The organism is Streptomyces avidinii, assembly GCF_014650695.1.
GTDB lineage: Bacteria > Actinomycetota > Actinomycetes > Streptomycetales > Streptomycetaceae > Streptomyces > Streptomyces avidinii.
On record NZ_BMVL01000015.1, the window covers coordinates 21,118 to 43,090 of the forward strand.

General features: G+C 72.2%; 24 protein-coding genes. 11 read left to right on the forward strand and 13 right to left on the reverse strand.

All coding sequences use genetic code 11. The features are described 5' to 3' along the window. Window positions 1-3 precede the first annotated feature (3 nt). Together IE257_RS30245 and IE257_RS30250 are read right to left on the reverse strand one after the other, a co-directional pair. Complete coding sequence (locus tag IE257_RS30245) at window positions 4-807, reverse strand: SGNH/GDSL hydrolase family protein (RefSeq protein WP_189973058.1); 804 nt, start codon at window positions 805-807, stop codon at window positions 4-6. After that, complete coding sequence (locus tag IE257_RS30250; protein WP_189973059.1) at window positions 794-1,360, reverse strand: PadR family transcriptional regulator; 567 nt, start codon at window positions 1,358-1,360, stop codon at window positions 794-796. Before IE257_RS30250 ends, IE257_RS30245 begins: the two co-directional genes overlap by 14 nt. Window positions 1,361-1,458: 98 nt before the next feature. Between IE257_RS30250 and IE257_RS30255 the strand changes: the two genes are divergently transcribed. Further along, window positions 1,459-1,872 (forward strand): nuclear transport factor 2 family protein, encoded by a 414-nt coding sequence (locus IE257_RS30255; protein WP_189973060.1) that lies wholly within the window; start codon window positions 1,459-1,461, stop codon window positions 1,870-1,872. A 57-nt stretch (window positions 1,873-1,929) separates the two neighbouring features. Here IE257_RS30255 and IE257_RS30260 read toward each other — a convergent pair whose 3' ends face one another. Together IE257_RS30260 and IE257_RS30265 are read right to left on the reverse strand one after the other, a co-directional pair. After that, a complete protein-coding gene (locus IE257_RS30260; RefSeq protein ID WP_189973061.1) occupies window positions 1,930-4,395 on the reverse strand; it encodes a cation-translocating P-type ATPase in 2,466 nt (821 codons plus the stop codon). Window positions 4,396-4,715: 320 nt separating this feature from the next. After that, window positions 4,716-5,066 (reverse strand): DUF2530 domain-containing protein, encoded by a 351-nt coding sequence (locus tag IE257_RS30265; protein WP_189973062.1) that lies wholly within the window; start codon window positions 5,064-5,066, stop codon window positions 4,716-4,718. Window positions 5,067-5,194: 128 nt separating this feature from the next. On the opposite strand from IE257_RS30265, the gene IE257_RS30270 reads away from it, so the two are divergent. Beyond that, a complete protein-coding gene (locus tag IE257_RS30270) occupies window positions 5,195-6,658 on the forward strand; it encodes an NCS2 family permease (RefSeq protein ID WP_189973063.1) in 1,464 nt (487 codons plus the stop codon). A gap of 1 nt (window position 6,659) precedes the next feature. Here the strand turns inward: IE257_RS30270 and IE257_RS30275 are convergent, their stop codons facing one another. Then, window positions 6,660-6,842: a hypothetical protein gene (locus tag IE257_RS30275; RefSeq protein WP_030010567.1), complete on the reverse strand. Its 183-nt coding sequence runs from the start codon at window positions 6,840-6,842 to the stop codon at window positions 6,660-6,662. 130 nt (window positions 6,843-6,972) lie between these two features. Between IE257_RS30275 and IE257_RS30280 the strand changes: the two genes are divergently transcribed. The 3 genes from IE257_RS30280 (at window position 6,973) to thpR (ending at window position 9,427) form a co-directional block, all read left to right on the forward strand. Further along, window positions 6,973-7,410 (forward strand): MarR family winged helix-turn-helix transcriptional regulator, encoded by a 438-nt coding sequence (locus tag IE257_RS30280; protein ID WP_030387373.1) that lies wholly within the window; start codon window positions 6,973-6,975, stop codon window positions 7,408-7,410. A 25-nt stretch (window positions 7,411-7,435) separates the two neighbouring features. Next, window positions 7,436-8,806, forward strand: a complete 1,371-nt coding sequence (locus IE257_RS30285) for an MFS transporter (RefSeq protein WP_245385689.1) — start codon at window positions 7,436-7,438, stop codon at window positions 8,804-8,806. Between the two features lie 66 nt (window positions 8,807-8,872). Further along, window positions 8,873-9,427, forward strand: a complete 555-nt coding sequence (gene thpR / locus IE257_RS30290; protein ID WP_189973064.1) for an RNA 2',3'-cyclic phosphodiesterase — start codon at window positions 8,873-8,875, stop codon at window positions 9,425-9,427. Window positions 9,428-9,618: 191 nt separating this feature from the next. Here the strand turns inward: thpR and IE257_RS30295 are convergent, their stop codons facing one another. Both IE257_RS30295 and IE257_RS30300 read right to left on the reverse strand, forming a co-directional pair. Then, entirely contained in the window at window positions 9,619-10,608 is a 990-nt protein-coding gene (locus IE257_RS30295) for an aldo/keto reductase (protein ID WP_189973065.1), read from the reverse strand. A 59-nt stretch (window positions 10,609-10,667) separates the two neighbouring features. After that, window positions 10,668-11,360, reverse strand: a complete 693-nt coding sequence (locus IE257_RS30300) for a GDSL-type esterase/lipase family protein (protein WP_189973066.1) — start codon at window positions 11,358-11,360, stop codon at window positions 10,668-10,670. Window positions 11,361-11,436: 76 nt separating this feature from the next. Between IE257_RS30300 and IE257_RS30305 the strand changes: the two genes are divergently transcribed. Further along, a complete protein-coding gene (locus IE257_RS30305) occupies window positions 11,437-12,435 on the forward strand; it encodes a PQQ-dependent sugar dehydrogenase family protein (RefSeq protein WP_189973067.1) in 999 nt (332 codons plus the stop codon). A 61-nt stretch (window positions 12,436-12,496) separates the two neighbouring features. On the opposite strand, the gene IE257_RS30310 is transcribed toward IE257_RS30305, so the two are convergent. The 3 genes from IE257_RS30310 to IE257_RS30320 all read right to left on the reverse strand — a co-directional run bounded on the left by IE257_RS30310 (window position 12,497) and on the right by IE257_RS30320 (window position 15,326). Continuing rightward, window positions 12,497-13,966 carry a flotillin family protein gene (locus tag IE257_RS30310; RefSeq protein ID WP_189973068.1) on the reverse strand — a complete coding sequence of 490 codons (1,470 nt, stop codon included), beginning with the start codon at window positions 13,964-13,966 and terminating at the stop codon, window positions 12,497-12,499. Between the two features lie 121 nt (window positions 13,967-14,087). Then, window positions 14,088-14,291 carry an NfeD C-terminal domain-containing protein gene (locus IE257_RS30315; RefSeq protein ID WP_505383560.1) on the reverse strand — a complete coding sequence of 68 codons (204 nt, stop codon included), beginning with the start codon at window positions 14,289-14,291 and terminating at the stop codon, window positions 14,088-14,090. A gap of 111 nt (window positions 14,292-14,402) precedes the next feature. Beyond that, on the reverse strand, window positions 14,403-15,326 hold the full coding sequence (locus IE257_RS30320) for a DUF3027 domain-containing protein (protein ID WP_189973070.1): 924 nt from the start codon (window positions 15,324-15,326) through the stop codon (window positions 14,403-14,405). A 328-nt stretch (window positions 15,327-15,654) separates the two neighbouring features. On the opposite strand from IE257_RS30320, the gene IE257_RS30325 reads away from it, so the two are divergent. From IE257_RS30325 to IE257_RS30340, 4 genes are all read left to right on the forward strand, one after another. After that, entirely contained in the window at window positions 15,655-17,007 is a 1,353-nt protein-coding gene (locus IE257_RS30325; RefSeq protein WP_189973071.1) for an MFS transporter, read from the forward strand. 176 nt (window positions 17,008-17,183) lie between these two features. Continuing rightward, entirely contained in the window at window positions 17,184-17,675 is a 492-nt protein-coding gene (locus IE257_RS30330) for a DUF2771 domain-containing protein (protein WP_189973072.1), read from the forward strand. 14 nt (window positions 17,676-17,689) lie between these two features. After that, window positions 17,690-18,421, forward strand: coding sequence for a futalosine hydrolase (locus IE257_RS30335; RefSeq protein ID WP_189973073.1), 732 nt, complete (start codon window positions 17,690-17,692; stop codon window positions 18,419-18,421). After that, window positions 18,402-19,283: a 1,4-dihydroxy-6-naphtoate synthase gene (locus IE257_RS30340; RefSeq protein ID WP_189973074.1), complete on the forward strand. Its 882-nt coding sequence runs from the start codon at window positions 18,402-18,404 to the stop codon at window positions 19,281-19,283. The genes IE257_RS30335 and IE257_RS30340 overlap by 20 nt, the downstream gene beginning before the upstream one ends. A 73-nt stretch (window positions 19,284-19,356) precedes the next feature. On the opposite strand, the gene IE257_RS39240 is transcribed toward IE257_RS30340, so the two are convergent. Then, window positions 19,357-19,740: a cold-shock protein gene (locus IE257_RS39240; protein WP_030012939.1), complete on the reverse strand. Its 384-nt coding sequence runs from the start codon at window positions 19,738-19,740 to the stop codon at window positions 19,357-19,359. A gap of 178 nt (window positions 19,741-19,918) precedes the next feature. On the opposite strand from IE257_RS39240, the gene IE257_RS30350 reads away from it, so the two are divergent. Further along, the gene (locus tag IE257_RS30350; protein WP_030387359.1) at window positions 19,919-20,170 is read left to right on the forward strand and encodes a hypothetical protein; all 252 of its coding nucleotides are present in this window, start codon (window positions 19,919-19,921) and stop codon (window positions 20,168-20,170) included. A 6-nt stretch (window positions 20,171-20,176) separates the two neighbouring features. Here the strand turns inward: IE257_RS30350 and IE257_RS30355 are convergent, their stop codons facing one another. Together IE257_RS30355 and IE257_RS30360 are read right to left on the reverse strand one after the other, a co-directional pair. After that, entirely contained in the window at window positions 20,177-20,794 is a 618-nt protein-coding gene (locus IE257_RS30355; protein WP_229920746.1) for an HAD family hydrolase, read from the reverse strand. A gap of 155 nt (window positions 20,795-20,949) precedes the next feature. Further along, window positions 20,950-21,957, reverse strand: a complete 1,008-nt coding sequence (locus IE257_RS30360; protein WP_189973076.1) for a hypothetical protein — start codon at window positions 21,955-21,957, stop codon at window positions 20,950-20,952. Between the last annotated feature and the right edge of the window lie 16 nt (window positions 21,958-21,973).

The following is a 21,973-nucleotide window of genomic DNA, read 5'->3' on the forward strand; positions in this document are numbered from 1 at the left end:
CTCTCAGACGGCGCCCGGGCCCTTCCCCGAGACGGCACCCGGCGGCGACAGGTGCGGCCGCTTGGCGGTGCGGCCGTCGCCCGAGGAGCGGCCGCGGAGGCGGCGGCCGAGCCAGGGGCCGAGGAACGCGGCCGCCCAGCGCAGTTCCGCCGCCACCGTGGAGCCGCCCGCGGCGGGCGGCCGGGGCGGGAGGGGGTGCGTCCAGGTGTCGTCGCTGCCGGGCAGGCCGACGGCGTGGGCGAGGGCCGCGGCGATCCGGGCGTGTCCGACGGGGCTCGCGTGGAGGCGGTCCGTGGTCCACATCCGCGGGTCTCTCACGGCGGCCGGCCGGGCGGTGTCGGCGACGGTGACGCCGTGGCGGGCGGCCGCGGCGCGGATGCGGTCGTTGAGGTCGGCTATGCGGGGTGCGACGGGCCGGGCGAGGGGCACGAGCACGCTGAGGTCGGGGAAGGTCACGGTCGCCACGTGGGCCCCGGCGGCGGTGAGCACGGCGAACATCTCCTCCAGGTGCGCGGCCACCTCCGCGGCGTCGAACTTGGGCCGGAGGATGTCGTTGACCCCGGCGACGACGGTGGCCAGGTCGGGGCGCAGGTCCAGGGCGGGGCCCAGTTGCTCGGCGCGGACCTGCCCCGCGAGGCGTCCCCGTACGGCCAGGTTGGCGTACTGGAGGCCGGGGTTGGCGGCGGCGAGGTGCGCGGCGAACCGGTCTGCGAAGCCGCGCAGGCCCACGGTGTCGTCCCCGTCGCCGAGGCCTTCGGTCTGGCTGTCGCCCAGGGCGACGTAGCGCAGGTACTCACCGTTCGGCACGGTTCAGCCTCTCCCTCAGGACGGCCGCGCTGCGGCGGCACCAGTCGCGGTGTCCCTGTTCGAAGGCGAGGCCGCGCAGGCCGGTCAGGTACCCGCCGATCCGCTCGCCGTGGAGCAGGAACTCCTCCTCGTCCGTCTCTCCGCGCATCTTGCGCAGCACCTTGCCGAGCAGCTCGATCTTGGCGTCGGCGGCGACCGCGCGCGCTTCGAGCTGTTCGATCACCGGCTGGATGCCGATCCGGTCGGCGGTCTGCACCTTGACGAGGAGGTCGTCGCGGATGACCGAGGACTTCAGCGGTGCCGCGGCGAACTCCTCCAGTTCGGTGCGGCCGGCTTCGGTGACCCGGAAGAGGCGTTTGTTGGGCCGGGTCTCCTGGACCACCTCGCGGCCCTCGACCAGCCCTTCCTTCTCCAGCTTGGCGAGCTCGGCGTACAGCTGCTGGGGCAGTGCGTGCCAGAAGTTCGCGACGCCGATGTCGAAGGACTTGGCCAGTTCGTAGCCGCTGTACTCGCCGTCGAGCAGCGCCGCCAGTACGGCATGTCGCAAGGCCATTCCGGCCACCCCTTCCGCTTCGTCGCCGACACCGGCATCATACTCATGAAAGTGACTAGTCAGATTCATGAGTATGAGTGTGAGTACGAGGAGGGGTCATGGAGACTGCCGAACGCTTCCGCGCCGCCGTGGAGAAGCGGGATCTCGCTGCGATGGAGGACTTGTTCACCGAGGACGTCCGGCTCTACAGCCCGGTGAAGTTCACCCCCTTCGAGGGCCGGCCCATGGTGTTGGGGCTCTTCGGGGTCCTGCTGCGCGTCTTCGAGGACTTCCGCTACGTCGGCCGCTTCGAGGGCGCCGCCGAGACCTCCGCCGACGGCACGGAGGCCCCGGCGGAGGTCCTGCTCTTCCGGGCCACCGTCGACGGCAGGGAGATCCACGGCATCGACCTGCTCCACTTCGACGGGGCGGGCCGGATCAAGGAGTTCACCGTGATGGTCCGCCCGCAGTCCGCCGTGCAGGCCCTCGGCCAGGCGGTCCTCGCCGGCCTGGTCGCCGACGGCCTCGCCTAGGCCGACCGCCGCCGACCGCCGCCACCGACCGCCGCCGGCCACCGCCGGCCCCGCGTCCTAGGCGGGGAACTTCCGGTCGACCCACCTGAAGGTGAACTCGATCAGGACCGCGGCGGCGACCGCGATGCCCACCGCGATCCACGGCACCGTGGCGCCGACCAGCTTGAGCTGGAAGAAGTCCTGCAGCCACGGCACGACGAGAACGATCAGGAAGGCCCCGCCCATCGCGCCGACCAGGGCCACCCGCCACCAGGTGTACGGCCGGGCGATGATCGCCAGTACCCACATCGAGGTCAGGAACAGCGTCAGCGTGGCGGCGCTGGACTCGGCCTCCAGGGCGCCCTGGCCCGTGTAGTGGTGTCGGGCGATCAGGTACGACAGGAAGGTGGCCACGGCCGCGATGACACCGCCGGGAATCGCGTACCGCATGACCCGCTTCACGAAGTGCGGTTTCGCGCGCTCCTTGTTGGGGGCCAGGGCCAGGAAGAAGGCCGGAATGCCGATGGTGAGCGTGGACAGCAGGGTCAGGTGGCGCGGCAGGAACGGGTACTCGACCTGCGAGCAGACCACCAGGATGGCCAGCAGCACCGAGTAGACCGTCTTGGTGAGGAAGAGCGTGGCCACCCGGGTGATGTTGCCGATGACCCGGCGGCCCTCGGCGACCACCGAGGGCAGGGTCGAGAAGCTGTTGTTGAGGAGGACGATCTGGGCCACCGCCTTCGTCGCCTCCGAGCCCGATCCCATGCTCACGCCGATGTCGGCGTCCTTCAGGGCGAGCACGTCATTGACGCCGTCGCCCGTCATGGCGACCGTGTGGCCCTTGGACTGGAGGGCCCCGACCATGTCCCGCTTCTGCTGCGGGCTCACCCGCCCGAAGACGGAGTTGGCGTCGAGGACCTTCGCCATGTCCTCCCGGTCCGTGGGGAGCTTGCGGGCATCGACGGTGTTCTCCGCGCCCGGCAGCCCCAGCTTGCCGGCGACCGCGCCGACGGAGACCGCGTTGTCGCCGGAGATGACCTTCGCCCGGACGTTCTGGTCCTCGAAGTAGCGCAGCGTGTCGGCGGCGTCGGGGCGCAGCCGCTGCTCCAGCACGACGAGGGCGGTCGGCCGGACCCCGGTGGCGACGGCCGCGTCGTCGAGTTCGCGGGCGGAGCGCGCCAGCAAAAGGACGCGCAGTCCCTGCTCGTTGAGGTCGTTGATCTCGTCGAGGGTCGGGTCCCCGGCGGGGAGCAGCACGTCGGGGGCGCCGAGCAGCCAGGTGTTGTTCTCGCCGTCGCCCTCGCTGAAGCTGGCGCCGCTGTACTTGCGGGCGGAGGAGAAGGGCAGGGACTCGGTGCAGCGCCACTCCGCGCTGTCCGGGTAGGCGTCGATGATCGCCTGGAGGCTGGCGTTGGGGCGCGGGTCGGACTCGCCGAGCGCGCCGAGCACCTTCTTGACGTACGCGGGCTCCGCGCCGCCGAGCGGACGCAGCTCGGTGACGTCCATGCCGCCCTCGGTGAGGGTGCCGGTCTTGTCGAGGCAGACCACGTCGACGCGTGCGAGGCCCTCGATGGCGGGCAGCTCCTGGACCAGGCACTGCTTGCGGCCGAGCCGGATGACGCCGATCGCGAAGGCCACGGAGGTGAGCAGGACGAGCCCCTCGGGGATCATCGGGACGATGCCGCCGACGGTCCGGGCGATGGAGTCCTTGAGGTTGTTGTCCTTGACGAGGAGCTGGCTGATGATCAGGCCGATCGAGGTCGGGATCATCATCCAGGTGACGTACTTGAGGATGGTGGAGATGCCGGAGCGCAGCTCGGAGTGGACGAGCGTGAAGCGGGAGGCCTCTTCGGCCAACTGGGCGGCGTAGGCCTCGCGGCCGACCTTGGTGGCGGTGAAGGCGCCGCCGCCGGCGACCACGAAGGAGCCGGACATGACCGCGTCCCCGGGCTTCTTCAGGACGGGGTCGGCCTCGCCGGTGAGCAGGGACTCGTCGATCTCCAGGCCGTCGGCCTCGCCGACGGCCCCGTCGACGACGACCTTGTCGCCGGGGCCGAGTTCGATGACGTCGCCGAGGACGATCTCGGAGGTGGAGATCTCGGCGGTCAGGCCGTCGCGGCGCACGCTGGGTTTGGCCTCGCCGATGACGGCGAGGCTGTCGAGGGTCTTCTTGGCGCGCAGTTCCTGGATGATGCCGATGCCGGTGTTGGCGACGATCACGAAGCCGAAGAGGCTGTCCTGGATCGGTGCGACGAAGAGCATGATCACCCAGAGCACGCCGATGATCGCGTTGAACCGGGTGAAGACATTGGCGCGGACGATATCGGTGGTGGAGCGGCTGCTCCGGACGGGAACGTCGTTGACCTCGCCCCGCGCGACACGCTCGGCGACCTCGGCGGTGGTCAGTCCGGCCGGCTTGAAACGGGGTGCGGGCGGTTGCATCGGGTGTACGGGGTCCAGCTCGGCTCCCGCGTCGATGGCGGGGGCGGCCGTCCCGCCACCCGGCTCCGGTCCGTCGGATTCGGTTCCAGCCCGCTGCGTCATGCCTTCGACGTTAAGCGGGCTTCCTGCGCTTCACCCGCCGAGAAGCCCGAAGATCCGACTTCGGGATGACCCGAATCGTCCCCTGGTAGCCCCGCGGGGCGGCGCCTCTCCGGGACACCCCCGAAGGCCGATCCGACGCCGGGCCCGGCGCCCGCAGGCCGAAGAGCTGTGCCGTGGGGCGGGGACACTCCGGGAGGGACATCCCCGCAGGCCGAGCGAACCCACCGCCGAACCACGGGCCGGTCCGGCCAAGGGTTCGCGAGCCGAGGAGACGTCCTGGAGGGGCACCGTCCCACCCGAAGCCGCGCCGCCGCGCCCGACTAGGCCTGCGGCTCCGTACCCGCCTGCCCGGGCTGTCCGGGCAGCCCGTCCTGACCCGCCTGCCCGGCCTGCCCGTCCCGCTCGGCCTGCGCAGCAGCTTCGGCCTCGGCGGCGTGGCGCTTCAGCGCCGCGTCCCGCCCCCGGACGTACCAGATGCCGATCAGCCCGAGGAAGCCACCGGCCGCGCAGGTCCAGACCCACCACAGCTGGCCCCGGTCCGCGAACCACCCGTAGAAGGGCAGCTGGACCAGGAAGAGGGCGAACCACAGGATCGTGCCACCTGTGACGGTGGCGACGACGGGGCCCTCCAGGGGCTCGGGCGCCTCGTGCTTCGCAGTCCATTTGGCCATGCGGCAAGTCTAGGCGGCGCGAAACGCCATCTACGCGCGGAGATGGACGCACTTTCGTTCATGTGTTCATACTGAAACGGTTTGGGCGCGGCCCATTTTCTTCGTATGAACCACCCAATGAGGACCGTATGAGCACCCCGGCCCCCGCCCCCGCAGACACCGCCCCCGAGCCTTCCCGCCAGGGACCCGCCGGCGGACTGGACCGCTACTTCAAGGTCTCCGAGCGCGGCTCGACCATCGCCCGCGAGGTCCGCGGCGGCTTCGCGACCTTCTTCGCCATGGCCTACATCATCGTGCTCAACCCGATCATTTTGGGCAGCGCGAAGGACATGTACGGGCACCAGCTCGACGCCGGGCAGCTGGTGACGGCCACCGTCCTGACGGCCGCCTTCACCACGCTCCTCATGGGCGTGATCGGCAACGTCCCGATCGCGCTCGCCGCCGGTCTCGGCGTGAACACGGTCGTCGCGCTCCAGCTCGCCCCGCGCATGAGCTGGCCCGACGCCATGGGCATGGTGGTCCTGGCCGGCTTCGTGGTGATGCTGCTGGTCGCCACCGGTCTGCGCGAGCGGGTCATGAGCGCCGTGCCGCTGGGCCTGCGCAAGGGCATCGCGATCGGTATCGGCCTGTTCATCATGCTGATCGGTCTGGTCGACGCGGGCTTCGTCTCGCGCATCCCGGACGCCGCGCACACCACGGTCCCGCTCCAGCTCGGCACCACCGGTCACCTGGACGGCTGGCCCGTCCTGATCTTCTCGCTCGGTGTGCTGCTCACCCTCGCCCTGCTGATCCGCAAGGTCCCGGGCGCGATCCTGATCTCCATCGTGGCCATGACCCTGGTCGCCGTCGTGGTCCAGCTGATCGCGGAGGTGCCCGACTCGGGCTGGGGCCTGACGGTCCCGGAGTGGCCGGGCAATCCGGTGGCCAAGCCCGACTTCGGGCTCGTCGGCGAGGTCAGCCTGTTCGGCGGTTTCGCCAAGGTCGGGATGCTGACCGGCATCCTCTTCGTCTTCACCGTGTTGCTGTCCTGCTTCTTCGACGCCATGGGCACGATCCTGGGCGTCGGCGACGAGGCGAAGCTGATCGACAAGACGACCGGCGAGTTCCCCGGGATCAACCGCGTCCTGCTGATCGACGGCCTGGCGGTCGCCTCGGGCGGCGCCACCTCCTCCTCCGCGACCACCTGCTTCGTGGAGTCCACGGCCGGTGTCGGCGAGGGTGCCCGTACGGGTCTGGCGAACGTCGTGACGGGCGGCCTCTTCGCCGTGGCGCTGTTCCTGACCCCGCTCGCCACCATGGTCCCGTCCCAGGCGGCCACCCCGGCGCTCGTGGCGGTCGGCTTCCTGATCCTGGCGGGCTCGGTCAAGGACATCGACTGGAGCGACTTCACCATCGCCGTCCCGGCCTTCCTGGCCATGGTGATGATGCCCTTCACCTATTCGATCACCAACGGCATCGGCATCGGCTTCATCAGCTTCTGCGCTCTGCGTCTGGCGACCGGCCGGGGCCGCGGGGTCCCGGCCGCCATGTACGTGGTGGCAGCGGTGTTCGTCTTCTACTACGCGATGCCCGCCCTCGGCCTCGGCCAGTAGCTCACGTCAGCCCGTAGAACTTCTCTGTCTCGTCGACGGCCGCCTTGAAGCGCTCGTCGAAGTCATCGCGAATGAGCGTCCGGACCACATAGTCCTGGACGCTCATTCCGCGTTTGGCTGCATGGATCCGGAGCCTGTCGAGGAGCTCCCCGTCTATGCGCATGCTCAGCACATGTGTCCCCATGCCGAAAGAGTCGGGGCAGAGGGTGCGTACGCGTGTCACTTTCAGCCGCCGACTCACCCGTATGAGTGACCCCGGGCATGAGGCGGAAACCCGGTGTTCCTTAGGAAGAGTAATGAGTTACTCTAAATACATGCATGACCTTTCCCATGGCGACGACCTTGCCGCCGTGAACGACCTCCGCTCCGCCGTCATGCGGCTGGGGCGACGCCTGAAGCACCAGCGCGTCGACGAGTCGCTGAGCCCGACCGAGATGTCGGTCCTCGGCACCCTCGCCCGCTGCGGCCAGGCCACACCCGGAGAGCTCGCCCGCCGCGAGCACGTCCAGCCGCCGTCGATGACACGCATCGTCGCGTTGCTGGAAGCCAAGGGACTGGTCACGCTGGAACCGCACCCCGACGACCGCCGCCAGAAGGTGGTCCGCCAGACGGAGGAGGCCGAGGCGATGCTCGAAGAGAGCCGCCGCAAGCGCAACGCCTTCCTGGCCGGGCTCGCGGCCGAGCTGACCGAGGACGAATGGGCCAAGCTGCGCGCGGCCGCACCCGTCCTGGAGAAGCTCGCGCACCTGTAGGAACGACGCCAGGAGGCGAACGCTTTTGAGTACGGGAACCGGAGCAGACTCCGCACCCGGCCACATATCCACCCCCACTACCGCCGCGACCGCCGACCGGGCCGTCGCAGCACCCGCGGGCAAGGGCTCCATGTTCAGCTCGCTGCGGATCCGGAACTACCGGCTCTTCGCCACCGGCCAGGTCGTCTCCAACACGGGCACCTGGATGCAGCGCATCGCCCAGGACTGGCTGGTCCTCTCGCTCACCGGCTCCGCCTCCGCCGTCGGCATCACCATCGCCCTGCAGTTCCTGCCGATGCTGATGTTCGGCCTCTACGGCGGCGTACTCGCGGACCGGCTGCCCAAGCGGCCGCTGCTCCTCGCCACCCAGAGCGCGATGGGCCTGACCGGCATCGCCCTCGCCGCGCTCACCCTGGCCGGACACGTCCAGGTGTGGCACGTCTACCTCGCCGCCTTCGCGCTCGGCCTGGTCACCGTCGTCGACAACCCGGCCCGGCAGACCTTCGTGGCCGAGATGGTCGGCAAGGACCAGGTGGCCAACGCCGTCAGCCTGAACTCCGCCAACTTCCAGTCCGCACGGCTGGTCGGCCCGGCGATCGCCGGCGTGCTGATCACCGCCGTCGGCTCCGGCTGGGCCTTCCTGCTCAACGGACTGTCCTTCGCGGCACCCATCGCCGGTCTGCTGATGATGCGGACGCACGAACTGCACCCGGTCGAGCCCCGGCCCCGCGCCAAGGGCCAGCTGCGCGAGGGCCTGCGCTACGTCGCCGGCCGCCCGGAGCTGATCTGGCCGATCGTGCTCGTGGGCTTCATCGGCACCTTCGGGTTCAACTTCCCGATCTGGCTCTCCGCATACGTCAGCGACGTCTTCCACGGGGACGCGGGCACCTACGGGCTCTTCAACACCCTGATCGCGGCCGGCTCCCTGGCGGGCGCCCTCCTCGCCGCCCGGCGCGGACAGTCCCGCCTGCGGGTGCTGGTGGCCGCCGCCGCGCTGTTCTCGGTCCTGCTCCTGGTGACCGCCTTGGCACCCGGCTTCTGGCTGTTCGCCGCCCTGCTCGTGCCCATCGGGATCTTCGGCCTGACGGTCAACGTCACGGCCAACTCCAGCGTGCAGATGGCGACCGACCCCGAGATGCGCGGCCGGGTCATGGCCCTGTTCATGATGGTCTTCACCGGCGGCACCCCGCTGGGCGCCCCGCTGCTGGGCTGGATCACGGACACCTACGGCGCCCGGATCGGCATGGCCGCGGGCGGTGCGATCTCCCTGGCCGCCTCCGTCGCGATCGCGGTGGTCCTGGCCCGCGTGGGCAACCTCCGCCTCCGCGTGAACCGCCACGGCGTGACCTTCGTCCCGGCCGTTCCGCGCCGCAGCGAACTGGTGACGGTGGCCTGACCTCGCGGCCCGGGTTCCGGGGGCGCAGCCCCCGAAAACGGCGCCGCGCACGGCTACGCTCGCCGCATGAGACTGTTCGCAGCCGTCCTCCCGCCGGACGACGCCGTCGCCGAGCTGGCCCGGGCCGTCGACGAGGTCCACGACGATCGGCTGACCTGGACCGGGAGGGCAGGCTGGCACTTCACCCTCGCCTTCCTCGGCGAGGTACGGGACGAGGTGCTCCCCGAGCTGCACACGCGCCTGGAGCGGGCCGCCCACCGCACCGCCCCCTTCACGCTGCGGCTGCGCGGCAGCGGCCACTTCGGGGAGCGGGCCCTGTGGGCCGGCGCCGCCGGGGAGCTCACCGCCCTGCGGATGCTCGCCGAACGGGCCGACGCCGCCGCCCGGCGGGCCGGGGTACCGATGGACCAGCACCGTCGGTACACCCCGCACCTCACCCTGGCCCGCAGCCACCGCGCCGACACCCCGCTGAAGCCGTACCTGGACGCCCTCGCGGAGTTCGAGGGCACGCCCTGGCAGGTGGACACGCTCAGCCTGGTCCGCAGCAACCTCCCCGTCAGCGGGGTGCCGGGCGAGCAGCCCCGGTACGAGACCGTCCGGGCCTGGCCGCTCGGCGGCTGAGCCGCGACCGTGACCCACGCCACGGCCGGCAGCGCACCACGGCACAGCCCCTGCGTCCACGGTGCAGGAGCCGCCGCGTTACGCTCGACGGGTGGATCCCAAGACCCGAAACCGTGTGATGGCCGGTGTGCTCGTGCTGATGTTCGTCGTCGTGGCCGTGGCGGCTGCCGTCGGCCAGTAGCCCCCGCCGCCTACCAGGCGAAGGCCTCCGGCGACGCCCCGGGACCGGGGAAGATCTCCTCCAGGCCCGCCAGTACCTCCTCCGGCAGCTCCAGCTCCACCGCGCGCAGCGCCGAGTCGAGCTGCTCCTGCGTGCGCGGCCCGACGATCGGCCCGGTGACCCCGGGACGCGTCAGCAGCCAGGCCAGCCCGACCTCGCCCGGCTCCAGGCCGTGCTTGTCCAGCAGGTCCTCGTACGCCTGCACCTGCGCCCGTACGGCGGTGTTCGCCAGCGCCTCCGCCGACCGGCCGGAGGCACGGCGGCCGCCCTCGACCTCCTTCTTGATGACCCCGCCCAGCAGCCCGCCGTGCAGCGGGGACCACGGGATGACCCCGAGCCCGTACGCCTCGGCGGCCGGAATGACCTCCATCTCGGCACGCCGCTCGGCGAGGTTGTAGAGGCACTGCTCGCTGACCAGGCCGAGCCGGCCGTGGCGGGCCGCCGTCTCGTTGGCCTGGGCGATCTTCCAGCCGGGGAAGTTGGAGGAGCCCGCGTAGAGGATCTTGCCCTGCTGGACGAGGACCTCGACGGCCTGCCAGATCTCCTCGAAGGGGGTCAGCCGGTCCACGTGGTGGAACTGGTAGACGTCGATGTAGTCGGTCTGGAGCCGCTTGAGGCTGGCGTCGACGGCCCGCCGGATGTTCAGCGCCGAGAGGCGGTCGTAGTTGGGCCAGGTGTCGCCCTCGCGGGACATGGAGGCGTACACCTTCGTGGCGAGGACCGTCTTCTCGCGGCGGTCGCCGCCCTGGGCGAACCAGGTGCCGATGATCTCCTCGGTGCGGCCCTTGTTCTCGCCCCACCCGTACACGTTGGCGGTGTCGAAGTAGTTGATGCCCGCGTCGAGGGCGGAATCCATGATCGAGTGACTTTCGGGCTCCGCCGTCTGGGGGCCGAAGTTCATGGTGCCGAGTACAAGTCGGCTGACCTTGAGGCCGGTGCGTCCGAGCTGCGTGTACTTCATGGGTCCCTAGCCAACTGCTTCGAGTGCGCTCGAAGCAAGACCCCGCCGTGACGGGCGTGTTACAGCCCCGGCGCGGGCCGGTAGGGGCCGCCGATCCCCCACGCCTGGTGCAGGACGGCCGCGAACTCGCCCGCCAGCCGGTGCTCGCCGGAGGCGTTCGGGTGCGTGCCGTCGTAGGTGTCGCGGTGGATGTCGTACGCGTCCGGGCGCGCGGCCAGCAGGATCGGCGAGGCATCGGTCGTGAGGTCGGCGACCGCCTTCGCGAGGAGCTCGTTGAAGCGGGCCACCTCGGCCGCGAAGGGCGCGTCCTCCTCGGCCCGGCTGTTCGGTATGACCGGCAGCAGGACCATCCGGACGCCGGGGCGCGCGGCGCGGGCCCCGGCGACGAACCGGCGGGCGTTGGCGGCGGTCTGCTCGGCATCGGTGTAGAAGCCGAGGTCGATCAGCCCGAGGGAGACCAGCAGGACGTCGGCGCCGGTGGCGGCGACCGCGGGTCCTATCAGGGGGGCCATGTGCTGCCAGCCCTCGCCCCAGCCGGCCAGGTGGCCGCGGGCGTGCTCCGGAAAGCCCGGATCGGCGTACGCGTGGCTGGTGGGCGTGTCGGCGACGGTGTCGTACAGCTCGCACCGCGGGCCGACGATCCGGTAGGGACCGCCGAAGGTCGAGCTGAGGTGCTGCCACATCCGGTAGCGCCAGGTGTAGTCGCCGGCGCGTCCGATGGTCATGGAGTCACCGACGAACATGAAACGCATCCGGTCATCATCGCGGATCGCGCGACAGAAACCCCTGTGACGCCGGACACGCGGCACGTACTGGCAGGCTGGGGGAATGCGCCTGTCCCTGCCGTCCGCCGCCGCGTCCGCCGCCGTTGCCGTCACCGCCGCCGTCGCCGCCGCCCTCGCCGTGCTGCCGGGCCCGGCCGCCGCGGCGGAGACCCCCGCCGCGGCCTCCTTCACCATCTCCGACCCGCGGATCAGGGAGTCGAGCGGCCTGGCCGCCAGCCGGATCCACCCGGGCGTCTACTGGACGCACAACGACAGCGACGACGGCCCCTACATCTATGCGGTGGACTCGGCCACGGGCACGACGGTGGCCCGGGTGACGCTGACCGGCATCGGCACACCGCGCGACGTCGAGGCGATCTCCCTGGGACCGGACGGCCAGCTGTACGTCGGGGACATCGGCGACAACCGCAACGGCACCTGGGACCACGTGTGGATCTACCGCTTCCCGGAGCCGAAGCAACTGGGTGACGTCACCGTCAAGGCCACCCAGTTCACGGTGAAGTACGCGGACGGGGCACGCAACGCGGAGGCCCTGATGGTGCATCCGGTGACCGGGCGCGTCTACATCGCCAGCAAGGACGAGAACAAGGGCGGCCTGTACGAGGGGCCCGGGGAGCTGTCGACAGGCGGCGCGAACGTCTTCCGGCGGGTCGCCGACGTGCCGTGGGTGACGGACGGGGCCTTCTCCCCGGACGGCACCCGGCTGACGCTGCGCGGGTACTTCATGGCGCGCAGCTACCCGTGGAAGGACGGCCTGCCGGTGGGCGAGGGCGAGCGGGTGGACGCGCCGTGGCAGGGCCAGGCGGAGTCGGTGACGTACACGCCGGACGGCTCCACGCTGATGTTCGGCGCGGAGGGCGAGGGAAGCCGGGTCATCGCGGTCCCGGTCGCATCCGCCCCCTCCGCCTCACCGCAGCCGGGCTCCCCGCCGGAAGCGGCCCCCCTGACGGAGACGACGGGCAGCTTCGGCAAGGGCGCCCTTGTCCTGGCGGGGGGCCTGGTACTGGTCTTCGGCGCGAAGCGACTGTTCCGTCGGCGCTGAATCCGGCCTCGCCGGCGTTTGAGGCGCCCTCTTTCAGCCTCGCCGGCGTTTGAGGAGCGGCTCAATTTTCCTCGCGGATCGGGATGCGGCCGTTCACCGGTGGGGACGCGGGGGACGGCCCCGGCGTCGGGGGCTGGCCCATCGAGGCCAGGAGCTGGCGGGCCACGCCCAGGCCCGTACCGCCCATCGTGAGCGCCTTCGCGAACATCTCCGACATGCCCTCGGCCCCGTTCAGCAGGACCATGTGCTCCACGTTCCCGAAGGCCCCGGCCCCCGCCTCCACGATCGCCGGCCAGTTCTCGGCCAGCTGCTGCGCGACCACCGCCTCCTGGTTCTCCGCCAGCGCGGCGGCCCGCGCCTTGATCGCTTCCGCCTCGGCCAGACCGCGGGCCTTCGCCGACTCCGCCTCCGCCAGGCCCCGCGCCTGCGTGGCCGCCGCTTCCGCCTCACCCGTCGCCCGGGTGGCCTTCGCCGACGCGATACCCCGCGCCTCCACGGCCTGCGCGTCGGCGGTCGCCGCCGTCGTCACCCGCGTCGCCTCGGCGGCCGCCGCCAGCTCGGTCTCCCGCGCCTTCGCCTGCGCCGCCGAGATCCGCGCGTCGCGCTCGGCCTCGGCCCGGGTGCGGGTCTCGTACGCCGCCGCGTCCGCGGGCTTGCGTACGTCCGCCTGCAGTTGCTGCTCGCGCCGGTGCGCCTCCAGCTCCGCGACCCGGGTCTCCTGAACGACGACCTCCTGGCGGGCGGCCGCCTCCGACAGCGGGCCCGCCTGACGGGCCGTAGCCGCCGCCTTGTCCCGCTCGGCCTGGTAGCCGGCCTGCAGGATCTCGCTGTCCCGGGTGGCCTCGGCCATCCGGGCGAAGGCGGCCTGCTCGGCCTCCGTCGCCAGCCGGTTCGCCTCGGCCTGCGCGATCCTCGCGTCCCGCTGCACGGCCGCCGCGTGCGGCATCGCCAGGTTCTTGATGTAGCCGGTCGGGTCCTCGATCTCGTGGATCTGCAGCGAGTCGACGATCAGGCCGAGCTTCTCCATCTCGGTACCGCAGGCCATCCGGGTCTGGCCCGTCAGCTTCTCCCGGTCGCGAATCATGTCCTCGACCGTCAAACCGCCCACGATGGACCGCAGATGACCTGCGAAAACGATGTGCACGCGCTCGGGCATCATCTTCTGCTGGTCCAGGAAGCGGCGGGCCGCGTTGGCGATCGACACCAGGTCGTCGCCGACCTTGAAGATGACGACGCCCTTCACCCGCAGCGGGATGCCCTGGTGGGTGACGCAGTCCACCGACAGCTGGGTCTCGTTGAGGTCCAGGGACAGTTTCCGCACCGCCTGGACGCCCGGAAGCACGAGCGTCCCCCGCCCGGTGACGATCCGGAAGCCCATGCCCTGACCGAGGCCCTCGGTCTTGTGCGTGGAGCCGGAGATGACGAGTGCCTCGTTCGGTTCGGCCACCCGCCACATGAGCTTGAACAGGCCGATCAGAGCCACGATTGCGGCGAGAACGATACCCGCCACGACGCCGATAGCCATCGGCAACGCCCCCTTAGCGCGGTGCCGTTCGGCACCGACGAGGGCGAGTCTGCGCCTGCCGCGGCCGCTCCGGAAGACGTGGGCCGCCTCTTGTCGCCGTCCTGATACGTACAGGTGGGACGGGGCGTCAGTTGTCGTAGGCCGCCATGACGTACACCGTGCGCGGCGGCAGGTACTCGACCACCGTGACCACCGTCCCGACGGCGAGCCGGCCGGTCCCGTGGACCGGATGGGCGAGGAAGTGCTCCGCCCCGCCGCGGATCCGGACGATGACCTCGCCCACCAGGCCCGGCCCGACCGTCCCGGTCACCCGGCCGATCATTCCCACCATGTCCGCGTCCGCGCCCGTGTCCCCCATGGGGCGAGGGTACGCCGCGGCGCCCGCGGACAGGGCCGGACGGGCGTGCGGGCGTGCGGGCGTGCGTGCTGCCGGTGAGCCGGGCTACGAGTGCCCGAGATCCGCGGCCGGCAGGTCGGAGGCCGAGACCGGCACCGAGCCGCTGTCGGCAGCCGGGCGCAGGGTGAACTCGTCCGAGGCCATCGAGTCGAGCACCGGCGGGGCGGGCCGCAACGGCGCCGGCATGACCGCGGCCTCCGAGTGACCGCCGCAGCCGTAGGACAGCGACACCAGACGGCCGTCGGCGGGGCTGAACTCGTTCGCGCAGACGCCGAAGGCCTGGCCGAGCGAGCCGCCGATGGCGACCAGGAAGCCGCAGGAGACACAGGACGCGGGCGCGGCCTGCGCCATCGGGGTCTTGGCGCCGAAGGACTCGTCCCAGCGGTCGGCGGCGGTGTGCAGCCCGTACCGCGACAGCACGCGCGCCCGGCGCATGCCCAGTTCCTCGGCGACCGAGGTGATGGAGCCGCGTACGGGGACCACCGCGCGGTCGGTGACGTCGGCGTCCTCGGCCTCGACCAGTTCGGCCATCTCGGTGGAGACCACGGAGTTCGGCGGCGGGGTGTCCTCGCCGGACCAGCCCGGCTCCAGCCGCAGGTCCTCGGCGTCGGTGGGCAGCAGGTCGCCGGGGCCCATGTCGCCGGGGCGCAGCCGCTCGCTCCACGGCACCCACTCGGGGGCCAGCAGCGCGTCGTCGCCGGGAAGCAGCACCGTTTCGTCGAGGGTGACGTTCTTCGCGCGGGAGGCGCGGGTCACGGTGACGGCCCAGCGCCAGCCCCGGTAGCCGGGTTCCTTGGATTCGAAGAAGTGGGTGACGACGCGGTCGCCCTCCGCCACGGCGGAGACGTGCGCGCCCACCACTCCGGGGAAGGCGGCCTCCTCGGCCGCCGCACGGGCGAGTTCTACCGCCTCGACGCACAGGCGGTCGGGGGTACGCGGGGTACGGCTTCGCGTCGTCGCAGCACTCACTGGTCTCGTTCTCTCCTACGCCGTCTCACGTGTGCGCCGTCCGTACTGTCGTCCACAACGACCCGTCGGTGCTGTCCGTACGGGGCACGGGCGGAGCGGACCAGAGGGCCGCGTCGACGTCCGCACCCGATCGGACTCCGGGCGCACCTCACTGCAACCCATTCTGCGGGATCACGAAGAGGCGCGCGGCCAGGAGCAACCGCCGGTGGCGCGCTACGCACGCTACCTCCTCTTAAGCCTCGGGCACACATGCAAGGTCCGATTCGCGGACAAGCCACCGGGTCGGCGACGCGCCGGGGGGCGCCCCGGGAGGGCCGGGTGGGGCACTATGTCGAGTGTGGCACCCGTACGGTCGTCCGACGACGGCTCGGGACCGGCCAGGCGGGCCGGCCGGGCTGTCGGACGTGCGCTGCACTTTCCGGCGCGCGGCATCCGGCGGGCCACGCACGCGCACGGGGCCGGGGAATCGGGCCTCGGCAGGCTGATCGAGCTGCACGCCATCAACGGCGCCGGCGACATGATGATCACGGTGGCGCTGGCCTCGACGGTGTTCTTCTCCGTCCCCACGGACGAGGCGCGCGGCCGGGTGGCCCTGTACCTCGGCATCACGATGGCCCCCTTCACCGTGCTTGCCCCGGTGATCGGCCCGCTGCTGGACCGGCTGCCGCACGGCCGCCGGGCGTCGATGGCGGCCGCGATGCTGGCCCGCGCGCTGCTCGCGCTGATGATGTCGGGCGCGGTGGCCACGGGGGGCATCCAGCTGTATCCGGCGGCACTGGGCGTGCTGGTGGCGTCGAAGTCGTACGGCGTGGTGCGCAGTGCGGTGGTGCCGCGGCTGCTGCCACCGAAATTCTCACTCGTGAAGGCGAACTCGCGGGTCACCCTGGCCGGTCTGCTGGCCACGGGCGCCGCGGCGCCTCTGGGCGCCGCCCTGCACATGATCGGGCCGCCGTGGCCGCTGTACGGGGCTTGCGTGATCTTCGTATGGGGCACCTTCGCGGCGTTCACGCTGCCGCACAAGGTGGACGAGGCCAAGGGCGAGCGGCGGGCGCGGTTGTCCACGCACGAGGCGCACTCGAAGCGGCCGGGCCTGCGGACGGTGAGCCGGTCGGTGCTGTGCGGGCTGCTGGCGAACGCCTCGATGCGCGCGCTGTCCGGGTTCCTGATCTTCTTCCTGGCGTTCCTGCTGCGCGAGCATCCCCTGGCGGGGCAGAGCGCGGCGGTGTCGCTGGGGATCGTGGGCGTCTCGGCGGGCGTGGGCAACGCGTGCGGCACGGCGGTGGGCTCGTGGCTGCGGGCCCGGGCGCCGGAGGTCATCATCGCGGCGGTGCTGTGCCTGACCCTCGGCGTGGCGGTGCTCGCGGCGGTGTTCTTCAGCGGGCTGTTCATGGCCGTACTGGGCGCGACGGCGGGGTTCTGCCAGGCGCTGGCGAAGCTGTCGCTGGACGCGATGATCCAGCGGGACGTGCCGGAGGCGGTGCGCACCTCGGCCTTCGCCCGTTCGGAGACGTTGCTCCAGGTGGCGTGGGTGATGGGCGGCGCGATCGGCATCGTCCTGCCGCTGAACGGCGTACTGGGGATGGCCGTGGCCGCCGCGATCGTCGCCCTGGGCACGACGATGGCCCTCCGCGGCGTCCTCTCCACCCACCACCCGGGCACGTCCCGCCCCCGCGTGGCGTAGCGAAATCACCCCCCGCCGGCGTTTGAGGCGCGGGGGTCCGGGGGCAGCGCACCGGCAACGGGGCCGCACCCGGCATGCCTCCGGGCGGGGCTTCGCGCAACCGGAGCAACGCCGCGCCGCAGGCCACCGGTACCCCGTGCGGCGGCGCAGCCCACCGGCCCGATAGCCTTCGGCTCATGACCGCACCGCTTTTCTCGGGTAGGGCCCGCCGCAGCGTCGCGGCCCTCGGAGCCGTGTCCGCCGGCCTCCTCCTCCTCTCCGCCTGCGGCGAGAAGCCGACACCGCTGGCGACCGTGACGGTCGGCACCTCGTCGGTGTCCGCCGAAGCCTCCTGCCAGAACGACGGCAAGGAGCTCTCCATGGAACAGGTCCAGGAGTGCCTCACCAACCTCAAGAACCCCAAGACCGTCGAGTACGCCCGGGGTGACACGCTGCGTCTCGGTGTCGAGCCCGAGATCGTCGAGGACGGCAGCCGCTGGTCGGCGGTCCTGGACGGCCAGCCGATCACGGAGCCCTCCTCGAACACCTACCGCAGCTTCCCCGGCGCGGACGTCTTCGCCACCGGAGGCCAGGGCGAGGCTCCCTCCTCGAAGAAGCTGGCGTTCCTGCAGACCAGCGAGGACGGCAAGCCGATCGCCGTCTGGTCCTTCAACCTCAAGCTCAAGTAACCGGGGCGGTACCGGTGCGCGCGCTCGTCGTGACCGCGGTGGCGGCGGAGGCAGACTCCGTCACCACCGGGCTGACCCCTCATCCGGACGCCTTCGGTCCCGGTCCGCGCACGCTCCCCGGCGGTTACCTCATCAACCGCCGGGACCTTCCCGGCATCGCCTTCGACGTGCTCGTCGGGGGCGTCGGGCCCGCGGCGGCGGCCGCCGCCGCCGCCACCGCCCTGGCCCTCGCCGACTACTCGCTCGTCGTCTCCGCCGGCATCGGCGGCGGGTTCGCACCCGCCGCCCCGCTCGGTTCCCTCGTGGTCGCCGACGCGATCGTCGCCGCCGACCTGGGGGCCGAGACCCCCGACGGCTTCCTCGACGTGACGCAGCTCGGCTTCGGCCACACCGTGCACCTGCCGCCCGCCGAGCTCGCCGCCCGCGCCGCCGAGGCGACGGGGGCGCTGCTCGCGCCCGTGCTGACCGTCTCCACCGTCACCGGCACCGCCGAACGGGCCGCCGAGCTCGCCGCCCGGCACCCGATGGCCGGGGCCGAGGCCATGGAGGGTTTCGGGGTCGCGGAGGCGGCCGCCGCGCACGGCCTGCCCGTACTGGAGGTCCGCGCCGTGTCCAACGCCGTGGGCCCGCGAGACCGTGCCGCCTGGCGGATCGGGGACGCGCTCGCCGCGCTCACCGACGGCTTCCGCGTGCTGGGTCCCGTACTCGCGAACTGGGGAGAACGCCATGAGCACGATCACCGGTGACCCGCTGAGGATCGCCTATTCGCCCTGCCCGAACGACACCTTCGTCTTCGACGCGTGGGCGCACGGCCGGGTCCCGGACGCGCCCGCCCTCGACGTCACCTTCGCGGACATCGACCTCACCAACGGCATGGCCGAGCGCGGCGAGCTGGACGTGCTGAAGGTGTCGTACGCGGTGCTGCCGTGGGTGCTGGAGGAGTACGCGCTGCTGCCGTGCGGCGGTGCGCTGGGGCGCGGCTGCGGTCCGCTCGTGCTCGTGAAAGATCCCAGCCTGACCCGTGGGCCGGGGCTCGACCTGGCCGGGCGGACGGTGGCCGTGCCGAGCGAGCGATCCACCGCCTACCTGCTGTTCCGGCTGTGGGCGGCGGACGTGCTGCCGGAGGGCGTCGGCAAGGTGGTCGTCCTGCCGTTCCACGAGATCATGCCGGCGGTCCGCGACGGCCGGGTGGACGCCGGACTGGTCATCCACGAGGCCCGGTTCACCTATCAGGACTACGGGCTGCACTGCCTGGCCGACATGGGCGAGCACTGGGAGTCCACGACCGGCCTGCCCATCCCGCTCGGCGCGATCATCGCCAAGCGCTCGCTGGGCGCCGAGCGGCTGCGCGAGCTGGCCGCGGCGGCGCGTACGTCGGTCCGGATGGCCTGGGACGACCCGGAGGCCTCCCGCCCGTACGTGCGCGCGCACGCCCAGGAGCTGGACCCGGCCGTCGCCGACCAGCACATCGGGCTCTACGTCAACGAGTTCACCGCCGACCTCGGCGACTCCGGGTACGCGGCGGTGCGCGGGCTGCTGACCCGGGCGGCGGCGGAGGGGCTGGTACCGGCCATCGCGCCCGGCTCGCTGGACTTCCCGCGGGGCTGATCGCCCCGTACACGGCTGCGCCCCGCCGCTCTTTCGAGTGGCGGGGCGCAGCCGTGCGTGCGACGGCGAGGGGTCAGACGTCGAGCTGGTCGGCCACCGCGCGCAGCAGGCCGGCGATCTTCGTGCCGTGCACCTTGTCGGGGTAGCGGCCGCGCTCCAGCATCGGGGTGATGTTCTCCAGGAGGGTCGTGAGGTCCTGCACGATCGAGGCGAGCTCGTCGGGCTTGCGCCGCTGCGCCGCCGCGACGGAGGGCGCCGGGTCCAGTACTGTCACCGAAAGTGCCTGGTCGCCGCGCTGACCCGCGACGACACCGAACTCGACGCGCTGGCCGGGCTTGAGTGCGTCCACCCCGGCAGGGAGCACCGACGAGTGGACGAAGACGTCGCCGCCGTCGTCACGGGAGAGAAAGCCGAAGCCCTTCTCGCTGTTGAACCACTTGACCTTGCCGGTAGGCACGTCCGTCCTCTGTCCTTGTGCTCGTCGGGGTCCGGAGTGCCGTGAACGGCTCCGGACAACAGCGCAGCGGGCCATGTGTGACCCGCCACCTCAAGGCTAATGGTCCAGTGCCGGGTGACAAGACGTTCCCCGGTCCTTCGCCGTCGGCTGCCTTCGGCCAGGCAACTACCCTGGTGAGGTGACTGTTACTCCTCATTCCGACGAAGCGCGGCCGGGCGACGGACTCGTCAAGGCCGGCGGCATCGTGTTCATCGCCGGGGCCGTGGCCACGCTGGCGACCATGGCTCCGCTGTTCCTCGACATCGACCCGTTCCCGCCGTACGCGTGGGCGGTGTGCATGCTCATGGGCGTCGGCTTCGCGATCTCCGCGGCGGGCGTGCTCCGCTCGGCGGCGGCGCAGCGCAGGGCGGCCCGCGCCTCGCAGGCGTAGCGGGACCTACACGGGCTGCGCGGCCACGTACTGCGCGAGCCACTGCGGCAGCGCGGTGAGGTCGGGCAGGACCACGTCCGCGCCCGCCTCGCGCAGCTCCGCCTCGGGGCACGGGCCGGTCGGCACCACCACGGACAGCGCGCCGGCCGTACGGGCCCCGCGTACGTCGCCGACGTGGTCGCCGACGTAGACCTGGGCGCCGTACTCGCGCAGGGCGTCGGCCTTGGCCTCCGCCCAGAGCCAGCCGATGACCGCGTCGGGCTCGATGCCCAGGTGCGCCAGGTGCAGGCGGGCGTTGGGCTCGTGCTTGGCCGTGACGACGATCGCGCGGCCGCCGAGCGCCCGGACGGCGTCGATCGCCTCGCGGGCGCCCGGCATCGCCGGGGTCGGCGCGATGGCGTGCGTGGGGTAGATCTCCCGGTAGCGGTCGGCCACGGCCGGGATCCGGGCCTTCGGGAACCAGTGCGCGAGCTCCTCGTCCAGCGGCGGGCCCAGTCGGGTGATCGCCGCGTCGGCATCGATGAACGTTCCCGTTTCGGCCGCGAGGGCCTGGTAGGCGGCCTTGATTCCCGGGCGCGAGTCGATGAGGGTCATGTCGAGGTCGAAGCCGACTGTGAGGTTCATACCTGCCATTGTGCCGAGGCTGCCGTACGGGCGGCCGACACCGGGGCCACGCCGGGGGGAACGGACGACCACCGGCCCCGCCGGCGGCACTACCAGCCCCGCCGGCGTTTGAGGCGCGGGGCCCGGGGCCGGGCAGCGGCGCCGCACTCCGCGGGCTACCTCCGCCGCGCCCGCCACACCAGGTAGAGGACGGACGCCAGCGCCGCGCCCCTCAGCACCCACGGCCACATCCCGTGCAGCGCACCGCTGACCTGCTCGTCGGCCAGGGCCTCCCCCCACTTGCCGTTCATCCGCCCCCACACCCACAGCACCGCCCCCGCGAGGACCGCCCCGGGCGGCCCGAGGACGACCCACTTGCGCTCCGCCGGGCCCAGCACGCGCGACGCGTACGGCAGGGCCCAGCCGATGACGAGCAGCAGCCAGTAGCCCGTCACCATGCCCACGACGAGGACCGCCGCCGCCAGCAGCAGGAAGGCGTTCGGCCGCGGCCGGACCGCCGCAGCCTCCGCCACCGCCCCGGCCGCCGCGGCCTTCTTCGCACGCCGCCGCTCGCGCAGGAACCGTACGAGGGTCCGCGCGCGCCCCCCGTCCTCCCCGGGCGGAGCCGCCCCGGGCTTCCCCGCCTCCGCGGACTCCTCCTCCGGCCCCTCCTTGAACAGGTCCGGGATCTCGATGCCGCCCGCGAAGCCCTCCACCTGCGGGCCCGCCCCGTGCGCCCCGGGGCTCACCCGCCACCAGTCGGGCTCGGCCCCGCCGGAGGGGCCGAGGTCGTCGAGCCCGGCCAGGTGCGGTGGCACGTTCTCGGGCTCCGCCGGGCGGGCCGGGGGCGCCTCCCGGCGGCGCAGCCGGCCCGGTCCCCGCTGGACGGGGACCGACAGCCCGGCGTCGGAGGAGGCGGAGGCGGGGGCCGGGGCGGAGGCAGGGGCCGAGCCCTGCCGGGAGCCGAGGGTGTCCAGGACCTCCTCGGGCGTGCCGATCCGCTCCAGGATGCGACGCACGGCGGCCGGGGTGTCCGGGTCGTACTTGGCGCGCCGACGGTCGATCTCGTCCCGCAGCCCGGCCACCAACCGCATCCGGTCGCCCGAGGACAGCTGCCGCCGTTGCGCCAAGTCCCCGACGCGGCTCAGATATTCGTAGACCAGGTGGTCGCTCTCGATCCCCACGCCCAGGCTCCTCCCT